This is a genomic window from Pseudomonas sp. EpS/L25 (genome assembly GCF_001512295.1).
Classification (GTDB): Bacteria; Pseudomonadota; Gammaproteobacteria; order Pseudomonadales; family Pseudomonadaceae; genus Chryseomonas.
Genome location: NZ_LNUP01000011.1, coordinates 430469 through 449990, shown reverse-complemented (window position 1 = coordinate 449990; position 19522 = coordinate 430469). Strand labels below are relative to the sequence as shown.

Annotated in this window: 18 protein-coding genes; 6 read left to right on the top strand and 12 right to left on the bottom strand. The window is 65.5% G+C overall.

Features of this window, described 5'->3' with window-relative positions; all coding sequences use genetic code 11:
• Entirely contained in the window at positions 1-330 is a 330-nt protein-coding gene (locus AR540_RS11110) for a Na+/H+ antiporter subunit G (protein ID WP_059228877.1), read from the top strand.
• Between the two features lie 199 nt (positions 331-529).
• Here AR540_RS11110 and AR540_RS11105 read toward each other — a convergent pair whose 3' ends face one another.
• Positions 530-2107, bottom strand: coding sequence for an ABC transporter substrate-binding protein (locus tag AR540_RS11105; RefSeq protein ID WP_059228875.1), 1578 nt, complete (start codon positions 2105-2107; stop codon positions 530-532).
• A 517-nt stretch (positions 2108-2624) separates the two neighbouring features.
• Here AR540_RS11105 and rpmB point away from each other — a divergent pair.
• Positions 2625-2861, top strand: coding sequence for a 50S ribosomal protein L28 (rpmB, locus tag AR540_RS11100; protein WP_059228874.1), 237 nt, complete (start codon positions 2625-2627; stop codon positions 2859-2861).
• A gap of 11 nt (positions 2862-2872) precedes the next feature.
• Positions 2873-3028, top strand: coding sequence for a 50S ribosomal protein L33 (gene rpmG, locus AR540_RS11095; RefSeq protein WP_007159904.1), 156 nt, complete (start codon positions 2873-2875; stop codon positions 3026-3028).
• Between the two features lie 107 nt (positions 3029-3135).
• On the opposite strand, the gene AR540_RS11090 is transcribed toward rpmG, so the two are convergent.
• The 3 genes from AR540_RS11090 to AR540_RS11080 all read right to left on the bottom strand — a co-directional run bounded on the left by AR540_RS11090 (position 3136) and on the right by AR540_RS11080 (position 7608).
• Complete coding sequence (locus tag AR540_RS11090; protein WP_177339222.1) at positions 3136-4530, bottom strand: HDOD domain-containing protein; 1395 nt, start codon at positions 4528-4530, stop codon at positions 3136-3138.
• 73 nt (positions 4531-4603) lie between these two features.
• Positions 4604-6679, bottom strand: coding sequence for an ATP-dependent DNA helicase RecG (gene recG / locus AR540_RS11085; RefSeq protein WP_059228870.1), 2076 nt, complete (start codon positions 6677-6679; stop codon positions 4604-4606).
• On the bottom strand, positions 6676-7608 hold the full coding sequence (locus AR540_RS11080) for a hydrogen peroxide-inducible genes activator (RefSeq protein WP_059228868.1): 933 nt from the start codon (positions 7606-7608) through the stop codon (positions 6676-6678). The genes recG and AR540_RS11080 overlap by 4 nt, the downstream gene beginning before the upstream one ends.
• Positions 7609-7961: 353 nt before the next feature.
• On the opposite strand from AR540_RS11080, the gene AR540_RS11075 reads away from it, so the two are divergent.
• Entirely contained in the window at positions 7962-8807 is an 846-nt protein-coding gene (locus AR540_RS11075) for an NAD-dependent epimerase/dehydratase family protein (RefSeq protein ID WP_059228867.1), read from the top strand.
• A 212-nt stretch (positions 8808-9019) separates the two neighbouring features.
• Here the strand turns inward: AR540_RS11075 and gltP are convergent, their stop codons facing one another.
• The 5 genes from gltP to AR540_RS11050 all read right to left on the bottom strand — a co-directional run bounded on the left by gltP (position 9020) and on the right by AR540_RS11050 (position 14882).
• Positions 9020-10369 (bottom strand): glutamate/aspartate:proton symporter GltP, encoded by a 1350-nt coding sequence (gene gltP / locus AR540_RS11070; RefSeq protein ID WP_059228864.1) that lies wholly within the window; start codon positions 10367-10369, stop codon positions 9020-9022.
• 312 nt (positions 10370-10681) lie between these two features.
• Positions 10682-11512, bottom strand: coding sequence for an aldo/keto reductase (locus AR540_RS11065; RefSeq protein ID WP_059228862.1), 831 nt, complete (start codon positions 11510-11512; stop codon positions 10682-10684).
• A 66-nt stretch (positions 11513-11578) separates the two neighbouring features.
• On the bottom strand, positions 11579-11941 hold the full coding sequence (locus AR540_RS11060; RefSeq protein WP_236712045.1) for a hypothetical protein: 363 nt from the start codon (positions 11939-11941) through the stop codon (positions 11579-11581).
• A gap of 144 nt (positions 11942-12085) precedes the next feature.
• Complete coding sequence (gene fdhA / locus AR540_RS11055) at positions 12086-13285, bottom strand: formaldehyde dehydrogenase, glutathione-independent (protein WP_059228860.1); 1200 nt, start codon at positions 13283-13285, stop codon at positions 12086-12088.
• Positions 13286-13568: 283 nt separating this feature from the next.
• Complete coding sequence (locus tag AR540_RS11050) at positions 13569-14882, bottom strand: MFS transporter (RefSeq protein WP_059228858.1); 1314 nt, start codon at positions 14880-14882, stop codon at positions 13569-13571.
• Between the two features lie 484 nt (positions 14883-15366).
• Here AR540_RS11050 and AR540_RS11045 point away from each other — a divergent pair, with 484 nt between their 5' ends.
• Positions 15367-15768 (top strand): acyl-CoA thioesterase, encoded by a 402-nt coding sequence (locus AR540_RS11045; protein ID WP_058761821.1) that lies wholly within the window; start codon positions 15367-15369, stop codon positions 15766-15768.
• Between the two features lie 339 nt (positions 15769-16107).
• Here the strand turns inward: AR540_RS11045 and AR540_RS11040 are convergent, their stop codons facing one another.
• Complete coding sequence (locus tag AR540_RS11040; RefSeq protein ID WP_059228855.1) at positions 16108-17343, bottom strand: aldose 1-epimerase family protein; 1236 nt, start codon at positions 17341-17343, stop codon at positions 16108-16110.
• 267 nt (positions 17344-17610) lie between these two features.
• On the opposite strand from AR540_RS11040, the gene AR540_RS11035 reads away from it, so the two are divergent.
• Positions 17611-18045, top strand: coding sequence for a hypothetical protein (locus AR540_RS11035; protein ID WP_059228854.1), 435 nt, complete (start codon positions 17611-17613; stop codon positions 18043-18045).
• A 108-nt stretch (positions 18046-18153) separates the two neighbouring features.
• Here the strand turns inward: AR540_RS11035 and AR540_RS11030 are convergent, their stop codons facing one another.
• Together AR540_RS11030 and AR540_RS11025 are read right to left on the bottom strand one after the other, a co-directional pair.
• Complete coding sequence (locus tag AR540_RS11030) at positions 18154-18837, bottom strand: DUF2931 family protein (protein ID WP_059228852.1); 684 nt, start codon at positions 18835-18837, stop codon at positions 18154-18156.
• Positions 18834-19522 (bottom strand): Rhs element Vgr protein (locus AR540_RS11025; protein ID WP_065242530.1); only part of this gene is annotated, 689 nt, incomplete at its 5' end. The genes AR540_RS11030 and AR540_RS11025, both read right to left, overlap by 4 nt.

The window sequence follows — 19522 nt, the reverse complement described above, 5'->3', positions numbered from 1 at the left end:
ATGCCCTTCTGGCTCGAACTCCTGATCTGCGCCCTGCTGCTCATCGGCAGCAGCTTCGCCCTCATCGGCGCCATCGGCCTGTACCGGCTGCCGGACTTCTTCATGCGCCTGCACGGCCCGACCAAGGCCACCACCCTGGGCGTGGGCAGCACCATCGTCGCCTCGATGCTGTTCTTCAGCGTCCAGGGCGAGGGCCTCAGCCTGCACGAACTGCTGATCGCCCTGTTCATCTTCATCACCGCGCCGGTCAGCGCCCATATGCTGGCGCGCGCCGCCATCCAGCAGAAGGTCAAGCAGGTCGAGCGCACCGACGGCCAGCCCTGGCGATAGTGTGGTGTTTCAGAAGTTATCTACACAATTTTGGCGGCGCTTTTTTGGCCTGGGCGTTGTTGCCACTCCTCGCCATAGCCCTGCTATGACTCGTCGCGGCGCCTAGCCCAGGTCAAAAAATCACTCGCCAATTCTTGCGCGAACTTCTGAAACACCACACTAGCGCGCCTTCGAAAAAGGCGCGCGAGCCCGATCGTCATCAGCGGCCACCGCTGACCTCGCTGAAGTCCTGGCGACCGAAGGGGCTGGGCTGGTAGCCCTGCACGCCGCTTCTGGTCAGCACCGTCACCGTCGGGTGCGCCAGCGGCAGCCACAGCGCCTGGTCGTGGATGATGCGCTGCGCCTGATGATAGACCGTAGCCCGGGCCATCTGGTCGGAGAGGGTCTTGCCCTTGGCGATGGCGCTGTCGAGGGTCTTGTCGCAGTAGCGGGCGAAGTTGAGGCCCGACTGCACCGAGGCGCAGGAGAATTGCGGGGTCAGGTAGTTGTCCGGATCGCCGTTATCACCGGCCCAGCCCATGAACAGCAGGTCATGCTCGCCGGTCTTGGCGCGGCGGATCAGCTCGCCCCATTCGATCACCTGGATCTGGGCGTCGACGCCGATCTTCTTCAGGTCCGCCTGCAGCATCTGGGCCCCCAGTTGCGGATTGGGGTTGAGCAGGCTGCCGCTGGGCCGCGTCCAGATGGTGGTCTTGAAACCGTCCTTGAGGCCCGCCTGGGCCAGCAGCGCCTTGGCCTTGGCCGGGTCGTAGGGATAGGCCGGCACGTCCTTGGCATAGCCCCAGGTGGTGGGCGGATAGACGTTGTCGGCAGCCACCGCGGTGTCCTGGAACACCGCCTTGAGGTAGTTCTGCTTGTCGAACGCCAGGTTGATGGCCTGGCGCACCTTGATGTTGTCCAGCGGCGGGTGGGTGGTGTTGATGCCGACGAAGGCGGTCATGAAGGCCGGGGTCTGCAGGACCTGCAGGTTCTTGTCCTCCCGGGCGCTCTGTAGGTCCTGGGGTTTGGGCGACAGGGCGATCTGGCACTCGCCACGCTTGAGCCGCTGCAGGCGAACCGCCGAATCCGGGGTGATGGCATAGATCAGGCCGTCGAGCCTGGGCTTGCCGCCGAAGTAGTCCGGATTGGCCGCGTAACGCACCACGGCATCCTTCTGGTAGCGCTTGAAGACGAAGGGGCCGGTGCCGACGGGTTCGTCGTTGAGCTGGGCGGTCTTGCCCGCCTTGAACAGCTGGTCGGCGTACTCGGCGGAATAGATGGACGCGAAGCCCATGCTCAGGGTCGGCAGGAAGGTGGCGTCTGGGGTGTTGAGCACGATACGCACACCCAGGTCGCCGGTCTTCTCCACGCTCTTGATCAGCTTGGGCCACTGCATCGACTGGGCATGGGGATAGCCGCTCTTGGCCACCGCGTGCCAGGGATGGTTCTTGTCCAGCATGCGCTGGAAGCTGAACACCACGTCGTCGGCGTTCAGGGTGCGACTCGGGGTGAAGTAGTCGGTCCGGTGGAATTTCACATCCGGACGCAGGGCGAAATCGTAGGTCAGGCCGTCGCTCGACACCGTCCAGCTCTGCGCCAGGCTCGGTACCAGCTTGCCTTCGCTGGCGTCATACTCCACCAGGCGATTCATCAGCACGTCGGCCGAGGCATTGGTGGTGGTCAGCGAGTTGTATTGCACCACGTCGAAACCGTCCGGACTCGCTTCGGTACAGACGCTGAGCGTGGCAGCCTGGGCCAGCAGGGGCGCGAAGAGCAGAGGCAAGGCAGCGAAGCGCATGGACGTTTCCTTGTAAATCTGGGGTGGGCAGACGTTCGGCTGAGTCCTAAACTAGTGCGGTATTTCAGAAGTCAGCTGCACAATTTTGGCGGCGCTTTTTCCGCCGCAGCGGCGGACTGTCCTGCCGGCGTTGCCACTCCTCGCCATAGCCCTGCCATGACTCGTCGCGGCGCCTGGCCAGGTCGGAACGCCGAACCGCCAAAAAATCACTCGCCAATTCTTGCGCGAACCTCTGAAACACCACACTAGACCACCCGTCCGTCCGTCACAATGCTTCCGACCGACGAACGGTCCACATCCCGGCGCCTGTCGCGCAAGCTGCTGTTTCCGGGCATTTCATCCGTCGCCCTATCTTGTGGTCACGGAGCGCTTCTGGTATAAAACAGCGCTCTTTTTTCGGGGTATGGCCGCTTCCGGCCCCCGGCTTTGGCCGGCTCTCCCCGTCAAAACAGGAATCAATACAGTACAAGCGGCCAACCCATGCCGGGTTTGGCATGAGGTTTATGAGGGCTGAGCCATGTCGAGAGTTTGCCAAGTAACCGGTAAGGGTCCGATTACTGGGAATAACATTTCCCACGCTAACAACAAAACCCGTCGTCGTTTCCTGCCGAATCTGCAGCATCACCGTTTCTGGGTAGAATCCGAGAAGCGCTTCGTGCGTCTGCGCGTTTCTGCCAAGGGCATGCGTATCATCGACAAGCGCGGTATCGAAACCGTCCTGTCCGAGCTGCGTAGCCGCGGCGAAAAATTCTAAGGGGATTCGTCATGCGTGAATTGATCCGTTTGATTTCCAGTGCCGGTACCGGTCACTTCTACACCACTGACAAGAACAAGCGCACCAAGCCCGAAAAGATCGAGATCAAGAAGTTCGATCCGGTCGTGCGCAAGCATGTCATGTACAAGGAAGGCAAGATCAAGTAATTGATCTGTCCCTTGACGAAAAACCCGCCTCGGCGGGTTTTTTGTTGTCCGGCGTTCGGCCAGCCCCGAGCGTCCGGCCCTGTCTGGACCAGGCGCTCAGGCGGTCTTCACTTGAACTGGCCGGTCAGTTCGCGCAGGGCGGCTTCCGCGCCGAGGATCTTCTGCATGCACTCCCGCGCCTTGGCCGGATCGATGTTCAGGTGGGCATAGAGGTCGTCGGGAATCGGCTGCGCCGGGTCGTTGCCGATGCCCTCGCGGCGCAGCAACTGCACGGCGAGGAAGATCAGGTTCGGATAGACGGCCTGGGCGCCGCGGTAGTCCGGATCGCCCTGGAAACGCAGGGCGCTCACCACCTCCTCGGGCATCTCCCAGCAGCGCATCAGGGCCGCGCCGATCTGTTCGCGGGTGATACCCAGCAGATGGTGCTCGATCACCTGGTGATCCAGCTGGCGGTTGGCCTCCAGATGGCGGCAGATCAGCGAGAAGTGCGGCGGGAAGACATGTGCCAGCACCAGATAGCCGAAGTTGTGCAGCAGGCCGCCGAGGTAGGCCAGGCCCATCTCCGGGCGCTCGGCGCGCGGCATGGCGCGCGCCAGGCCCTCGATCAGGGCAGCGGTGTAGATGGCCTGTTTCCAGTAGGGCGTTTCCTGCTGCGGCTGGTCACTGGGCAGACTGAGGGTCTTGCCCAGAGCCAGGCCGAGCGCCAGGTTGATCACCAGGTCGAAGCCCAGTACCCGCACGATGGCGTCTTCCACCGAGCGGATCTTGCCGGGGGCAGCGTAGTAGGGCGACGCGGCCCAGCTGATCACCTGGGCCGCCAGCGCCGGATCGGTCTCCACCACGTTGGCCAGCTCGTCCACCGTGGCGTCGGGGTCGACCCGCAGCTTGATGACCTTTTCCGCGGTCTTCGACAGCGGCGGGATTTCCAGGGTCTCTTCCAGGCGCTGGCGAATGCGGCGCGCGGTGAAGGCCGTGGCGGCGTGCAGGACTTCCGCCTCGTCGCGCTCGGGATGACGCAGGTTCGGCTGGATGCCGGCGACCGGAATGCCGAAGCGGCCGGCGGTCGCCTGGCTCAGCAGCCGGCGATAGTCGGCGGTCTCCACCTCCAGCAACAGCGCACGCTCGCCGGACTCCAGTAGCAGTTGCGGTACGTCCAGCAGACGCTCATCGAAGAGGCAGGGCGAATTGGTCAGCGAGGGCAGACCTGGCAGCACGTCCAGCTCGTAGCGCTCCAGCGTGCGCATCAGGCGCTCCGGCGCCACCACTTCCAGCTGGCGACCGGTGAACTCCACCAGGCGCCGCAGATCCAGCAGTTGATCCTGGGGCAGCAGCACCAGCAACATGCCGACGCTGTCGCTCAGCAGTACCGTATGCACCCGGTTCGCCTCCAGCTGGGCAGTCGATGCCGGGAGTGGACGGTAGGGCAGCCCCAACTGGGTGAGCAACTGCTGGATAGAAGGGGGGACTTCCGGAAGGGGCGAAGCGAGCGCTGCATCGGTCATGGCATTTTTCCTCACGTACGTCCGTGAGTATAACCATTCAGCTCCGCAGGTACCGTCGTCTGTATAGGTGTTGTCAAACCTGACCGTATTGCTGCCCGTGGCGCAACCAGCGCTCCAGCAGCGGCCCGGCATGGCTCGGCCAGCGTGCCAGCAGCTCCTGGGCGGCGTCGCGCACCGCCGGCAGCCAGTGGGCGTCACGCATCAGGTCGGCCACCTTGAACTGCAGCAGCCCGGTCTGCCGGGTGCCGAGCATCTCGCCGGGACCGCGCAGCTCCAGGTCCTTCTCGGCGATGATGAAGCCGTCGTTGGTCTCGCGCATGATGGCCAGGCGCTCGCGGCCGATCTGCGACAGCGGTGGATGGAACAGCAGCACGCAGTGGCTGACCGCACTGCCCCGCCCGACCCGGCCGCGCAACTGGTGCAGTTGGGCCAGGCCCAGGCGCTCGGGATTCTCGATGATCATCAGGCTGGCGTTGGGCACGTCCACCCCTACCTCGATCACCGTGGTGGCCACCAGCAGTTGCAGGTGGCCGGCCTTGAACTCGGCCATCACCGCGGCTTTCTCCGCCGGCTTCATGCGGCCATGGATCAGGCCCACGCGCAACTCGGCCAGGGCCAGTTGCAATTCCTCGTAGGTGGTCTCGGCGGCCTGGCAGGTGAGTTCCTCTGACTCCTCGATCAGGGTGCAGACCCAATAGGCCTGGCGCCCTTCGTGACAGGCGGCGCGCACCCGCTCCACCACTTCCTCGCGACGGCTGTCGGTCACGCTGACGGTGTTTACCGGCGTCCGTCCCGGCGGCAGTTCGTCGAGCACCGAGGTGTCCAGGTCGGCATAGGCGCTCATGGCCAGGGTGCGTGGAATGGGGGTGGCGGTCATGATCAGCTGGTGCGGCGCCAGACGGCCATCGACGCCCTTCTGGCGCAGGGCCAGGCGCTGCTGCACGCCGAAACGGTGCTGTTCGTCGATCACCACCAGTGCCAGACGGGCGAAGCGCACCTCGTCCTGGAACAGCGCATGGGTGCCCACCACCATGGGCGCCCCGGCGGCGATGCGCTCCAGGGAGGCGGCGCGGGCCTTGCCCTTGAGCTTGCCGGCCAGCCAGGCCACCTCGATATCCAGGGCGGCGAACCAGCGTTGGAAGTTGAGGAAATGCTGTTCTGCGAGGATTTCGGTGGGCGCCATCAGCGCCACCTGGTAGCCGGCCTCGATGGCCTGCAAGGCGGCCAGGGCGGCGACCACCGTCTTGCCCGCGCCCACGTCGCCCTGCACCAGCCGCAGCATGGGCTCGGACTGGGCCAGGTCGAAGGCGATCTCACGGCCGACCCGCTGCTGGGCGCCGGTGGGGGTGAAGCCGAGGTTGGCCAGGTAGCGGCCGGGCAGGCGTTGGGCGGCCGGCAGGGGTACGGCACGCTGCGCGCGCAGGGTCTCGCGCAGCCGCTGCAGGGACAGCTGGTGGGTCAGCAATTCCTCGAAGACCAACCGCTCCTGGGCCCAGTGGCGACCTTCGGCCAGCTCTTCCAGGTCCGCATCCGGCGGCGGTCGGTGCAGATAGCGCAGGGCGTCGGCCAGGGGGCCCAGGCGGTAGTGCTCGGCCATCTCCGGTGGCAGCCAGTCCGGCAGCGAGGTCGGCCCCAGGCGCTCCAGCGCCTGGGCGCTGAGCTGGCGCAGGCGCAACTGGGTGAGGCCTTCGGTGGTCGGGTAGATGGGCGTCAGGGTCTGCTCGACCGGCGCCGGGGCGCTTTCGTCCTGGGCACGGTATTCCGGGTGGTAGATCTCGAGCCCCGAGGCGCCGGGGCGAACCTCGCCATAGCAGCGCAGCAGGGTGCCGCGCTTGAGGCCGTCCTTCTGCGCCTGGCTGAAGTGGAAGAATCTCAGCGACAGGGTGCCGCTGCCGTCCTGCAGGCGCACCAGCAGGCTGCGGCGGCGGCCCATGATCACCTCGGCGGAGGCGACCATGCCTTCCACCACGGCGTCCTGGCCGGGCCTCAGGGCACCGATGGGCACGATGCGGGTGCGATCCTGGTAGCGCAGCGGCAGGTGGAAGAGCACGTCCTGCAGGGTTTCCAGCCCCACTCGTGCCAGTTTCTCCTGCAGCGCCGCGCCGACGCCCTTGAGGGCGGTGACCGGCGTCGCGGCCAATTCACTCATGCCGGCTGTACGACGCCCTTGGCCTCGGGTCGCGCCACTGAACACAGCCGGACCGAATCGGCCAGCACCTCGATGGCCTTGGGCCGCGGGAAGCTGGCGCGCCAGGCGATGGCCACGGTGCGATAGGGCACCGGCCGCTCGAAGGGGCGGACCTCGATGATCCCCGGCGCATAGTGGTGACTTTCCACCGCCGAGAACGGCAGTACCGAGACGCCCAGCCCCGAGGCCACCATGTGGCGAATGGTTTCCAGGGACGAGGATTCCACCGTGGAGTTCTTGTTCTCCTCGTGCTTGCGCACCGTCGGACAGGCTTCGAGGACCTGGTCGCGGAAGCAGTGACCCTCGCCCAGCAGCAACAGGCTCTTGTCGCTGAGCTGGTTCTGCGGGATGGCCTTGAGCTGGGTCCAGGGGTGCCGCGCCGGCATCATCACGTAGAAAGGCTCGTCGTACAGTGGCAGGGTCAGGACGTCCGGCTCGCTGAACGGCAGGGCGAGGATGACGGCGTCCAGTTCACCCGTGCGCAGCTTGTCGCGCAGCAGATGGGTGAAGTTTTCCTCGATGTACAGCGGCATCTCCGGCGCCACCCGGTTGAGTTGCGGGATGAGATGCGGGAAGAGATAGGGCCCGATGGTATAGATGGCACCGATCTTCAGCGGGGCGCTGAGCTGGTTCTTGCCGGCCTGGGCCAGCTCGCGAATGCCCTGGGCCTGCTCCAGCACCTTCTGCGCCTGGGCGACGATGCCCTCGCCGGTGGGGGTGAGGCGCACGGCACTCTTGCTGCGCTCGAAGATCAGAATGCCCAGCTCGTCCTCGAGCTTCTTGACGCCGACCGACAGCGTCGGCTGGCTGACGTGGCAACGCTCGGCGGCTCGGCCAAAGTGCTGTTCCTGGGCGAGCGTGACGATATAGCGCAGTTCAGTCAGGGTCATAGTCAAATTCCATGGGTTGCCGGCCAATCTTAGCGGCTGTCTCTATCAACGGCCAAGCGCGACGGACACGCAGCCGGCCTATCCGGTTGGACCCCGGCCGCGCTCGGGCTACCCTGGCCATTCGTCCAGGCCTTTTCCAGGTTCTGTACGAAAAGTGCCTGCGCTCGGTAATGCTTCGTTGAAAAAGGCCTCGGAATGCTCATTTACCGTTCGTAAACTCCGCTTCCTCAGCCTTTTGATTCGCTAGCGCTTACCCTCCGGGCCAGCCTTTGGCTGTTACTCCCGTTGGTCGTTTCGCCTCGCCTGACCTTCGCTCGGCGACTTTTCGTACAGAACCAGAGGAAGGAAACACGATGAGCACCATCCTGATCGCCGGCTGCGGCGATGTCGGCAGCCGCCTAGGCCGGCAACTGGTCGCCCAGGGCCACCAGGTCTTCGGCCTCAGACGCAACGTTGCCGCCCTCCCCGGCGAGCTGCTGCCGGTCGCGGGCGATCTCGCCGACGCCATGCCACCGGCCGCCTGGCCGCGGGAACCCCTCGACCAGATAGTCTATGCCACCGCCGCCACCGACCATGACGAAGCCGGCTACCGCGCCGCCTACGTCGACGGCCTGCGTCACCTGCTGGGTTGGCTGAGCGCCTGCGGGCAGCGTCCGCAGCGGCTGCTGTTCGTCTCCAGCAGCGGCGTCTATGCCCAGCAGGACGGCGCCTGGATCGACGAGACCGCACCGGCCGAACCCCAGCGCTTTTCCGGGCGCCTCCTGCGCGAGGCGGAAGACCTGGCGCTCGGCAGCGGCATCCCCGCCACGGTGGTGCGCCTGACCGGCATCTACGGCCCCGGACGCGAGGCGCTGCTGCGCCAGGTCCGTGCCGGCGCGCGGGTCACTCGCGAGCCGCCGCTGTACGGCAACCGCATCCATGTCGAGGACGCTGCCGGCCTGCTGGCGCTGTTGCTGCAGCGAGATCGCGAAGGCGTCGCCCTGGACGAACTCTACCTGGGCGTGGACGACGATCCGGCGCCGCTGGACGAGGTGGTCGACTGGCTGCGCGCCCGCCTGGACATCGGCTTCTGGTCGGACGACGCCGAACTGCGCCGCGCCGGCAGCAAGAGGTGCCGCAACGCCCGCGCCCGGGCGCTGGGCTGGGCGCCCCGCTATCCCAGCTATCGCGAGGGCTACGCGGCCATTCTCGACCGCTGAAACGACAGCGCCTGACGATGTGTGGTGCTTGAGAAGTTGACTGCACAATTTTGGCGGCGCTTTTTCGGCCTGGGCGGCGTTGCCACTCCTTGCCATAGCTCTGCTATGACTCGTCGCGGCGCCTGGCCCAGACCAAAAAATCACTCACCAATTCTTGCGCGAACTTCTCAAACACCACACCGGCCGGGCTCTGGACGCGAAAGGCGATGCCCTTAGTCGCGCAGGGCTTCACCGCGCGTGGCCTGAGGACGTTCCTTGACCTTGGCGGTGCTCTTCAGGTGCGGCAGGGCCGCCCAGTAGGCGGCGCCCTTCTCGGCGTCGTAGAGCCCTTCCCACTTGGCGATGACCAGTGCGGCCAGGGCGTTGCCGATCACGTTCAGGGCGGTACGCGCCATGTCCATGATGCGATCCACGCCGGCGATGAAGGCCAGGCCTTCCAGCGGGATGCCGACACTGCCAAGGGTGGCCAGCAAGACCACGAAGGAGACGCCCGGCACCCCGGCGATGCCCTTGGAGGTGACCATCAGGGTCAGCACCAGTAGCAGCTGCTGGCTCAGCGACAGGTCGATGCCATAGAGCTGGGCGATGAACAGCGCCGCGATGCTCTGGTAGAGGGTCGAACCATCCAGGTTGAAGGAATAGCCGGTGGGCACCACGAAGCTGGTGATGGACTTGGGCGCGCCATAGGCCTCCATCTTCTCGATGATGCGCGGCAGCACGGTTTCCGAGCTGGCGGTGGAATAGGCCAGGATCAGCTCGTCCTTGAGGATGCGGATGATGCGGAAGATCGAGAAGCCGAACAGCTTGGCCACCAGGCCCAGTACGCCGAGGGCGAAGAAGCCGATGGCGACGTAGACCAGCACCACCAGCTTGGCCAGCGGCAGCAGGGAGGCGAAGCCGAAGTTGGCCACGGTCACCGCGATCAGCGCGAAGACGCCGATGGGGGCGTAGTTCATGATCATGTGGGTAACCTTGAACATGGCCTCGGAGATGCCCTGGAACACGCGCACCACCGGCTCGCGGGTGGCTTCCGGCAGAGCGCCCAGGCCCAGGCCGAACATCACGGCGAAGAAGATGATCGGCAGCATCTCGCCGCGGGCGACGGCGGCGAAGACGTTGGACGGGATCAGGTTGAGGATGGTCGCGATGAAGGCATGGTCATGCTGCACTTCCGCGGTGGTCTTCTGGTACTGGGAAATGTCGGTGGTGCCCAGGGTGCTCATGTCGATGCCGGCACCGGGCTGGACGCTGTCGGCGAAGAACAGGCCGACGACGATGGCCAGGGTGGTGACGATCTCGAAATAGAGGATCGTCTTCAGCCCGATGCGGCCCAGCTTCTTGGAGTCGCCGACGCCGGCGATGCCGACCACCAGGGTGGCGATGACGATGGGCACCACGATCATCTTGATCAGCCGGATGAAGATGTCACCCGCCGGCTTCAGGACGTTCGAGATCCACCAGGCCTTCTCGGCGCTGAAGTGGTTGAGCAGTGCGCCGACGGCGATCCCCAGCACGAGGCCGATGAGGATCTGCCAGGCGAGGCTGAGCTTGGGCTTGGTCATGTACCGACACCTTTGTTCTAGTTGCTTGAGTTCGGGACGAACGTCACCGGGCCGGTACGAGATGCGCAAGGCGCATGCGATGCCAGCGGGAGGTCTGCGTTCAGGCTGCGGAAACGGCGCTCGAAAAGGACGAGGAGCGCCAAAGCGCTACACCTTTTGCCAGAGCGTTACCGGACGTGTCTAATGCCGCTGTGGCCTGCCCTATGCCGATCCGGCATGAGGCGTCCCGAAAGGGCTGCGCAGCATACAGGCACTGGCGCCTTGCGCGCCAGGCATACAGAGACGCCGCTCATCGCGGCGCCCCCGCGAACGTCAGCCGTTGAAGGTGGACGGGTCCGGACCGAGGCGCTTGTCCTCGTTGAGCCCGGCGATCTGTCGCAGGTCCTCGTCGTCCAGGGCGAAGTCGAAGATCTGCATGTTCTCTTCGATGCGCGCGGGCGTCTTGGACTTGGGGAAGATGATGTTGCCGAGCTGGATGTGCCAGCGCAGCACCACCTGCGCCGGGGTCTTGCCATGCTTGGCCGCCAGGCGCTGCAACACCGGGTTGCCCAGCAGCTCGCCACCCTGGGCCAGCGGGCTCCAGGCTTCGGTGGCGATGCCCTTGTAGGTGTTGAAGTCGCGCAGCTCTTGCTGCTGCAGCAGCGGATGGCATTCGATCTGGTTGACTACCGGCACCACGCCGGTCTCGGTCAGCAGCGTCTCGATGTCGGCCTGGCGGAAGTTGGACACGCCGATGGACTTCACCCGGCCCTGGTTGCGCAGCTCGATCAGCGCCTTCCAGCTGTCGAGGAACAGGCCTTTCTCCGGCAGCGGCCAGTGGATCAGGTAGAGGTCGACGTGGTCCAGGACCAGCTTGGCCAGGCTGGTGTCGAAGGCGCGCAAGGCACTGTCGTAGCCTTGGTCGGCATTCCACAACTTGGTGGTGATGAACAGCTCGTCGCGCGGCAGGCCAGCCTGGGCGATGGCCTTGCCGACCCCCTCTTCGTTGCCGTAGATGGCGGCGGTATCGATGTGGCGATAGCCCAGGTCGAGGGCGGTCCTGACCACCTGGGCGGTCTCTTCGGCAGGAGTCTGCCAGACACCCAGGCCGAATTGCGGAATATGGTGGCCGTCGTTGAGCTGGAGACGGGTGATGGCGGACATGCGTCGCTCCTCTGGAATGGATGGATGTCAGAGGTGTGACTGGCGCCGATGGCCTTTTGCTCCCGATCAGTCCAGCCGCATGGCCTCGGGGACGTTGTAGCTTTCCACCCAGCCCAACACGGTATGGCCATCCTGCTGCACCTCGACGCGCTTCCAGCGCTGGAAGGAGCGGGTCTCGATCACCCGTACCTGGGTGTCGCCGTCCAGACGCACCAGGGTATTGCGCGCACGCTCGCGGCTACGGTCGTAGACGAAGGGCCATTTGAGGACATTCACCGGACCACGCAACAGCCAGCCCTGCCCTTCTTCGGCGAAGCGAAAGGACACGCCTCCTTCGGCACGGGCAGCGGTGCTACCGAGCAGCAGAAAGAGCGTTACCAGCAGCGCGGGGACGATACGGGAGACGGCGGAAAGGGCTTTCGGGATCATGCGGGCCTCGTTCGACACACCGGGAGAAGGCAGCACCTGGGTTGGCGCTGCCGAGGTAGACACTCCGGCATGGCAAACGACTGCACGCCTCGCCCGAGAAATGCCAAACAGCCAGCATTCCGGGCGAAACGTTCAGTCCGTCACTCAGGCGGCGCTGAACAGCCGATGCGGATCGATGACGAATTTCTTCGGGACACCCGAATCGAATTCGCTGTAGCCGCGCGGTGCCTCGTCGAGGGTGATCACCTGCACGCCGACGATGTCGGCGATCTTGATGCGATCCCACATGATCGCCTGCATCAGCTGGCGGTTGTACTTCATCACCGGGGTCTGGCCGGTGTGGAAGCTGTGGGACTTGGCCCAACCCAGGCCGAAGCGGATGCTCAGGGCACCCTGCTTGGCAGCGGCGTCGACGGCGCCCGGATCGTCGGTGACGTAGAGACCGGGGATGCCGATCTTGCCGGCCACGCGAACGATGCCCATCAGCGAGTTCAGCACCGTGGCCGGGGCTTCGCTCTTGGCGCCTTCGTGACCGTGACCGCGGGCCTCGAAGCCAACGGCGTCGACGGCGCAATCCACCTCCGGAGTACCCAACAGCGCGGCGATCTGCTCGTGCAGCGGAGTGTCCTGGGACAGGTCGGCGATCTCGAAGCCCTGGGCCTTGGCATGGGCCAGGCGGACCGGATTGACGTCGCCGACGATGACCACGGCGGCGCCCAGCAGGCGGGCCGAAGCCGCGGCGGCCAGGCCAACGGGACCGGCACCGGCCACGTAGACGCTGGTACCCGGACCGACGCCGGCGGTGACGGCGCCATGGTAGCCGGTGGGCAGAATGTCGGACAGGCAGGTCAGGTCACGGATCTTCTCCATGGCCGCGTCGCGATTCGGCAGTTTCAGCAGGTTGAAGTCGGCGTAGGGAACCAGCACGTATTCGGCCTGGCCGCCGACCCAGCCGCCCATGTCGACGTAGCCGTAGGCGCCACCGGCGCGGGAGGGGTTGACGGTCAGGCAGACGCCGGTGTCCTGCTCCTTGCAGGTCCGGCAGCGCCCGCAGGCGACGTTGAAGGGCACGGAAACCAGGTCACCGACCTTGAGGGTTTCGACGTCGCGGCCCGCCTCGATCACCTCGCCGGTGATCTCGTGGCCGAGCACCAGGCCTTCGGGCGCGGTGGTCCGACCGCGCACCATGTGCTGGTCGGAGCCGCAGATGTTGGTGGAGACCACGCGCAGGATGACGCCGTGGTCGATACGCTTGCCTTGCGGGGTTTCCATCTTGGGATAGGGGATGGTCTGCACCTCGACCTTGCCCGCGCCCAGATAGACGACGCCACGATTACCGGACATGTTGCACCTCGCTCTTATTATTGGACTGGCTCTGGGCTTTGCCCGAAAAGTGCCTGCGCCTCGGCGATGCTGCGTTAAAAATCAGCTCGGAATGCTCATTTACCACTCGTAAACTCCGCTTCCTCGCTGATTTTTGCCTTGCCTCACCTTCGCTCGGCGACTTTTCAAGCAAGCCTTAGCGCTTCGAGCCTAGTCCTCGCGAGGCGGGACGTCTGTGGGGATGACGTTTTTGGCGATGCCGAGGTCGCCCAGGCCGCCACGACCGGCGGCCTGGGCGTCGCGATCAGGCAGTGGCCAGGGCGGCAGCGCGACGCTCGCGGCCGAGCAGGTAGAAACCGATGCCCACGCCCAGCAGCGCCAGGCCCGTGACGTACCAGGCCGGGCCCAGCGGGTGCTGCTTGAGCATCAGGGTGACGACCATGGGCGTCAGGCCGCCGAAGATGGCGTAGGCGACGTTGTAGGAGAACGACAGGCCGGAGAAGCGCACCTTGGGCGGGAAGGCCAGCACCATCACCCGCGGTACCCCCCCGATCACGCCCACCGCGGCCCCGGCGAAGGCATAGAGCGGGAACAGCCACTCCGGATAGGTCTTGAGACCGGCGTAGAGCGCCCAGCTCGCCACCGCCAGGATCAGCCCGCCGACGATGAACACCGGGCCGCTGCCGAAGCGATCGGACAGGGCGCCGGAGAGGATGCAGCCGAGGGTCAGGAAGACGATCGCCAGGCTGTTGGCCTTGAGCGCCAGGGCGGCGGAGAAGCCGTACTGGGTCTGCAGCAGGGTCGGGGTCATGAGGATGACCACGACGATGCCGGCGGTGAGCATCCAGGTCAGCAGCATGGACAGCACCACGCTGCCGGGGTGGTCGCGCAGCACGGCCTTGAGCGGCACTTCCTCGGCCAGGGACTTGTGGATCGCCAACTCGGCGAACACCGGCGTCTCGTGCAGCCAGCGGCGCAGGTAGACCGAGAACAGGCCGAAGATGCCGCCCACCAGGAAGGGCAGGCGCCAGGCGTAGTCGGCCACTTCCAACGGGGTGAAGACGGTATTGATCAGGGTCGCCATCAGCGAGCCGAGCAGGATGCCGAAGGTGAGGCCGGCGGTGAGGGTGCCGCAGGCATAGCCGACGTGCTTGCCGGGGACGTGTTCGGAGACGAACACCCAGGCGCCGGGCACCTCGCCACCGATGGCCGCGCCCTGGATGATCCGCAGCACCAGCAGCAGGATGGGCGCGGCCACGCCGATCTGGGCGTAGGTGGGCATCAGGCCCATGCCCAGGGTGGGCAGGGCCATCATGAAGATGCTCAGGGTGAACATCTTCTTGCGCCCGAGCAGGTCGCCGAAGTGGGCCATGACGATACCGCCCAGGGGACGCGCCAGGTAGCCGGCGGCGAAGATGCCGAAGGTCTGCAGCTGCCGCAGCCATTCGGGCATGTCGGTGGGGAAGAACAGCTTCCCCACCACGGCGGCGAAGAAGACGAAGATGACGAAGTCGTAGAATTCCAGGGCGCCACCCAGGGCGGACAGCGACAGGGTCTTGTAGTCGCTACGGCCCAGGGGGCGCGACGTGAGGGGCGCGGCGGCGGATTGCAGTTTCATCGGAGATCCCGGACAGAAAAGAAGCGCAAAGGAAGTTCGGCCTCTGGCATCCCTCCGGGTGTAGCGGACAAGACGCGGCCCCGAGTGACGTTCCGCCTGGGACGGATGGGGTGAGGATCGGGCGGGCTGCCGGATGGGCGCCGGACCTGCACCACACCGCACGTGCCCTTGTGGAGCCGCGCGGCAGCAGGTCTGACCGATCGTTACCTGATCACCGGACGTGCTCGACCCTCTGGATTGCCTGGCCGGGCACGGACACCACGATAGCAAATCTGCAAGGAATTTCCGCTATAGATTCAGCCGGCATTCAGCCGTCATCTGCCGAGATATCTCGCCCTCGCTCGCGGCGAAAGCGGTCGAGCGGCTCTGCCACAGGCGTTATACTTTAGCCTCCTAACGATTCCCGCCGCAGGGATTGGCAGCATTCTTGCGTGTGGATGCTGAACGTTACCTACCTATCCGGGCTCCCGAGGGCCCTGTCATGATCGAAGAGCTCGAACAAGAAGATCCCATCCCCCAAGGCGACCTGGCCATGCAGATCACCGCCCTACCCCGCGAGACCAACGGTTTCGGCGATATCTACGGCGGTTGGCTGGTGGCCCAGATGGACCTGGCCGGCAGCGCCATGGCCAGCCGGCTGGCCGCTGGCCGCGTCGCGACCGTGGCCATCGACCGCATGGCCTTCATGACGCCGGTGCCCGTGGGCGCACAGCTCTCCTTCTATACCAACACCCTGGAGATCGGCCGCAGTTCCATCCAGATCCTCATCGAGGTCTGGAGCGACGATCCGCTTTCCAGCGAGTGGCGCAAGGTGACCGAGGCGGTGTTCGTCTTCGTCGCCATCGACGGTAGCGGACGCACCCGCCCGGTGCCGGCGCGGCGCTAGTGCGGTGTTTCAGAAATTGACTGCACAATTTTAGCCGCGCTTTTTTTGCCCGGGCGGCGTTGCCACTCCTCGCCATAGCCCTGCTATGGCTCGTCGCGGCGCCTGGCCCGAGCAAAAAAATCACTCGCCAATGCTTGCGCGAACGTCTGAAACACCACACCAGGCTTTGTCTGAAAAATGCCTGCGCTCGGTCATGCGGCGTTAAAAATCAGCTGGATCGCCAGCCCGGTCAGGGTGGCCCCGTCGGAATGCTCATTTACCACTCGTAAACTTCGCTTCCTCGCTGATTTCCGCCTTGCCTGACCTTCGCTCGGCGACTTTTCAGACAAGCCCTAGTCGCTACCTGGCTGCCCCGTTTTCGCTGGCCCGGGGCTCCTGGGCCAGCGGCATCTCCTGCACCCTCATGGGGCGACCCTGCTGGATCTTCTCGACCTGGCCGAGCGCCTGCCGGACCGCCGCGGCGCTGGGTAGCAGGCGATACTCCAGGGTGAAGTCGCGGGTGCCCCCGGCTTCGATACGCGGCACCAGCCCCAAGGCGCGCTGCAGGCTGCGGTTGTAGGAGAAGCTGGTGCCCGGTTCCAGCCCGGTGACGTAGCCCTGCGCCTTGCCATCGGTGTTCTTCCACAGGGTGAAGACCGGCAGCTCGTGCACGTTGAAGGCCAGGGCCACGCCCTGGTGGGCGCTGCGATCATGCAGCACCGCCAGGCTGCGCCCCTGGTCGTCACTGTAGGGATAGAGGTTGTAGACCGTCTCGCCGTAACCCGGCGTGGGCGCACGATAGGTCTGCCACTCGCCCAGCTCCTGGCGTGCCCGCGCATCGAAGGGTGACACCTCGCGCACCGGCGCGGCGAAACGGCTGCCCTCGCCGAGCAACGGCGGGCCGAAGTTGCTGTGGTAGAGCACCTGGTACTCGGCAGCCTGATCGCCCTGATTGGTCAGGCGGTCGTGCAGGGTGAAGCTGCTGGCGCCGGCCTGGGTGACCAGTTCGGTATCGATGCGGAAATTGGCCTGCTTGAAGGCCTCCTCGTGGAGCACACCCTTGAGACTGATGCGATGGGGCGGCTGCTCGTCGATGGTCAGCACCACCTGGCTCGCCGGCAGGTAGCTGGCCCGGCCATGCAGGGTCAGCAGTTGCCCGCGATCCATGCCCGGATGGCCGACCCACTCGAAGCCGGCGCGGGCCACTAGCTCGTTGAAGCCCTCCAGCCAGCCCAGGCCGCCGCGGCTCTCCAAATTGACGAAGGCTGGATTGACTACCTCGCGCACCGGCGAATCCCAGCCCAGCCGTAGAGTACCGGCCTGGGCGCGCAGGACATTCATGCCGCGGGTGGCGACCACGGTGAGTTGCAGGGTGCCGGTATCGATCTCGATCAACACGCTGCCTTCCTGGCGTCCGCCACTCAGGCGATGCACCCCGACGGAGAAGTCTAGTCCATCGCGCAGGCCTAACCGGTCGCTGCTGATGCTCCAGTTCTGTACCGGCTTGTCGGGGGCGATGAGGGTGTATTCCCAGGCCTGGGCGGCGGGCAGGACGCCCGCCAGCAGACAGCCGAACAGCAAACGCGCCTGGATCATGGGGTCCCCTTGCCGATGCCAACGGCCGGCGCTTGCGCACCGGTAGCTCCCAGTCTAGACCAGCGCAACGGTCCTGGCAGCGTCTGTGAAAAGCCTTCGCTGGCCAGGGCGCAAAGCCGCTGAGACCGGCCCATGAGGTAAGGGTTTCTTCAGCGAAATCAAAGGAATGGGTAAAGACAACCTTTACCTTTCAAACGACCGTTCGGTGCTTGCCAGGGCAGCGATTTTTACCGAGGATCGGCTCGTCTCTACCACGGAGTGGACTCCATGAAACCTTCAGCCCTGTTCTTGTTGCTGGCCCTGGCGGGCGTTGCCCCGGCCTATGCGGGCAATACCGAAGCCGGACTCGGCGGCGCCGTGGGTGGCGTACTCGGTACCCTGGTCGGCCAGCAGGTCGGCGGCAGCACCGGTGCCGCCATTGGTGCCGGCGTCGGTGGTGCAGCAGGTGGTGTACTGGGCGCGGACCGTCGCAATCGTACCGAGGCCGCTATCGGCGGTGGCCTGGGCGCCGCGGGCGGCAACGTGATCGGCAATCGGGTCGGCGGCAGCACCGGCGGCCTGGTCGGCGCGGCCCTGGGTGGCGGCGCCGGTAGCGCCCTGGGCAACAACCTGGGCGACGACGGTCGCGACGACCGCCGCTACCGTGACCATCCCGGCAAGGGCTGGAAGCATGCCAAGCATCGTCATCATCGCCATCGCTGAGCGATAGACAAAAAACGCCCGGCACTGCCGGGCGTTCTCGTTTCTGGAGCCAGGCTACCTGCGGCGGCGACCTTGTAGGAGATCAAGAGCCAGCCAGGCGTCCATCTCTCAAGGTCCCACCGTGGTGTAGGGGATCGGCGCCCACCAGCTGCCGTAGGGCACGCCATACTTGGCGACATAGGCCTTCACCACCGGAGACAGCGGGCGGTACTTGCCGCCCGACTTGCCACCATAAGGCCCCTTGGGCTCGATCTCGGCTTGCAGGGTCAGGACTTCGATGGGGTCCAGGCAGGGGCCTTTTATCCATACCTTGACGACGCCACCCGGCGCTAGGCCGATGGTGAGGGACTCGCGGTAATCGAACGTACGACCGCTAGGACACTTGGCAGGAAGGCGTTCGACCATCTTCTCCCGCGCCCACTGGGGGATAAGGAACGCCGCATGGTAGGTCTGGGGCTCGACCATGGATTGCCAACGCAGCGAAACCACATAGGGCAGATCCAGGCCGGTCATGGAGCGGCCTTTGCCCGAGCCGATTCGCTTGGGCCAACCTTTGGCGGTAGCCGATAGACTCTCGGGCTGGCCCATGGCGATCACGCCCCCCATGGCCTTGGGAAAGATGAGGCCGTTGACGTCGCTGATGTCGGCTCGTTCCAGCCAGACCTCCATGTAGTTGGGTGCCAGGAAGCCCAGGTACCAGGCAGCGTAGGGCAGCTTGGGGTTGGTCGCGGCACTGGACTGACAGCCGGTCAGTCCCAGCACCAGGATGAGGCAAAGCAGCCAGCGGCTCATTGTGGATAACCTGCCTGGGGAAGGTTTGGATAGACGTAGCGCCGACCGTCGGGCGTGGGGGCATGGACGAAGACCGCGTCCACGTTACCCAGGCCGCGGCCGATCTGGGCCTGCCAATGGGCGGATAGATGCACGTAGTGCCCGAACAGCAGGCGGGTTTCGGCTTGGTCGAGCTTTAGCTCGCCACCCTGAGCATGGACCTGAAGCTTGGTGGCTATCGCCTGGAGTTCATCCGGCAGGCGTAATTCAGGATCGTCGTCATCGATGGCCGACAGCGGCACCCCTTGGAGGCTGGCCAGGCGCTGCATCACCCGCAGATAGACCAGGGACAAGTCGCCCCGCACCCGTCGTTCCAAGCGCACGGCGGCGAAGACCTCGGATTCCGGCCGGTCGCCGCGAGCAGCGGGCAGCCTGATGCGCCACGTATCGAGGGTCAGCCTGGCCTGATCCGGATCGAACCAGGCTTCCTGCTGGATATGCGCCAGCTCGATCTGGGCCTGGCGATAACTCCAGGCGGTATGGCTGTCGGTGCCATAGCGTTCGCGCGAGGCGCGCGGTCGGGTCAGCAGCAGGCGCTCGGTCATCTCGGCCGGATAGCCGCCACCCAGGTCGGCATGGGCGCCGGGCAGGACGATTTCCTCGTGCTGGGGCGCGACGCGGGTGAGGGCGAAATTGCGCCGCTGCT

What these genes read in the sequence shown, in the direction of transcription:
- AR540_RS11110 (WP_059228877.1), top strand. Translation starts at nt 1, where the DNA reads ATGCCCTTCTGGCTCGAACTCCTGATCTGCGCCCTGCTGCTCATCGGC.
- AR540_RS11105 (WP_059228875.1), bottom strand. Translation starts at nt 2,107, where the DNA reads ATGCGCTTCGCTGCCTTGCCTCTGCTCTTCGCGCCCCTGCTGGCCCAG.
- rpmB (WP_059228874.1), top strand. Translation starts at nt 2,625, where the DNA reads ATGTCGAGAGTTTGCCAAGTAACCGGTAAGGGTCCGATTACTGGGAAT.
- rpmG (WP_007159904.1), top strand. Translation starts at nt 2,873, where the DNA reads ATGCGTGAATTGATCCGTTTGATTTCCAGTGCCGGTACCGGTCACTTC.
- AR540_RS11090 (WP_177339222.1), bottom strand. Translation starts at nt 4,530, where the DNA reads ATGACCGATGCAGCGCTCGCTTCGCCCCTTCCGGAAGTCCCCCCTTCT.
- recG (WP_059228870.1), bottom strand. Translation starts at nt 6,679, where the DNA reads ATGAGTGAATTGGCCGCGACGCCGGTCACCGCCCTCAAGGGCGTCGGC.
- AR540_RS11080 (WP_059228868.1), bottom strand. Translation starts at nt 7,608, where the DNA reads ATGACCCTGACTGAACTGCGCTATATCGTCACGCTCGCCCAGGAACAG.
- AR540_RS11075 (WP_059228867.1), top strand. Translation starts at nt 7,962, where the DNA reads ATGAGCACCATCCTGATCGCCGGCTGCGGCGATGTCGGCAGCCGCCTA.
- gltP (WP_059228864.1), bottom strand. Translation starts at nt 10,369, where the DNA reads ATGACCAAGCCCAAGCTCAGCCTCGCCTGGCAGATCCTCATCGGCCTC.
- AR540_RS11065 (WP_059228862.1), bottom strand. Translation starts at nt 11,512, where the DNA reads ATGTCCGCCATCACCCGTCTCCAGCTCAACGACGGCCACCATATTCCG.
- AR540_RS11060 (WP_236712045.1), bottom strand. Translation starts at nt 11,941, where the DNA reads ATGATCCCGAAAGCCCTTTCCGCCGTCTCCCGTATCGTCCCCGCGCTG.
- fdhA (WP_059228860.1), bottom strand. Translation starts at nt 13,285, where the DNA reads ATGTCCGGTAATCGTGGCGTCGTCTATCTGGGCGCGGGCAAGGTCGAG.
- AR540_RS11050 (WP_059228858.1), bottom strand. Translation starts at nt 14,882, where the DNA reads ATGAAACTGCAATCCGCCGCCGCGCCCCTCACGTCGCGCCCCCTGGGC.
- AR540_RS11040 (WP_059228855.1), bottom strand. Translation starts at nt 17,343, where the DNA reads ATGATCCAGGCGCGTTTGCTGTTCGGCTGTCTGCTGGCGGGCGTCCTG.
- AR540_RS11035 (WP_059228854.1), top strand. Translation starts at nt 17,611, where the DNA reads ATGAAACCTTCAGCCCTGTTCTTGTTGCTGGCCCTGGCGGGCGTTGCC.
- AR540_RS11030 (WP_059228852.1), bottom strand. Translation starts at nt 18,837, where the DNA reads ATGAGCCGCTGGCTGCTTTGCCTCATCCTGGTGCTGGGACTGACCGGC.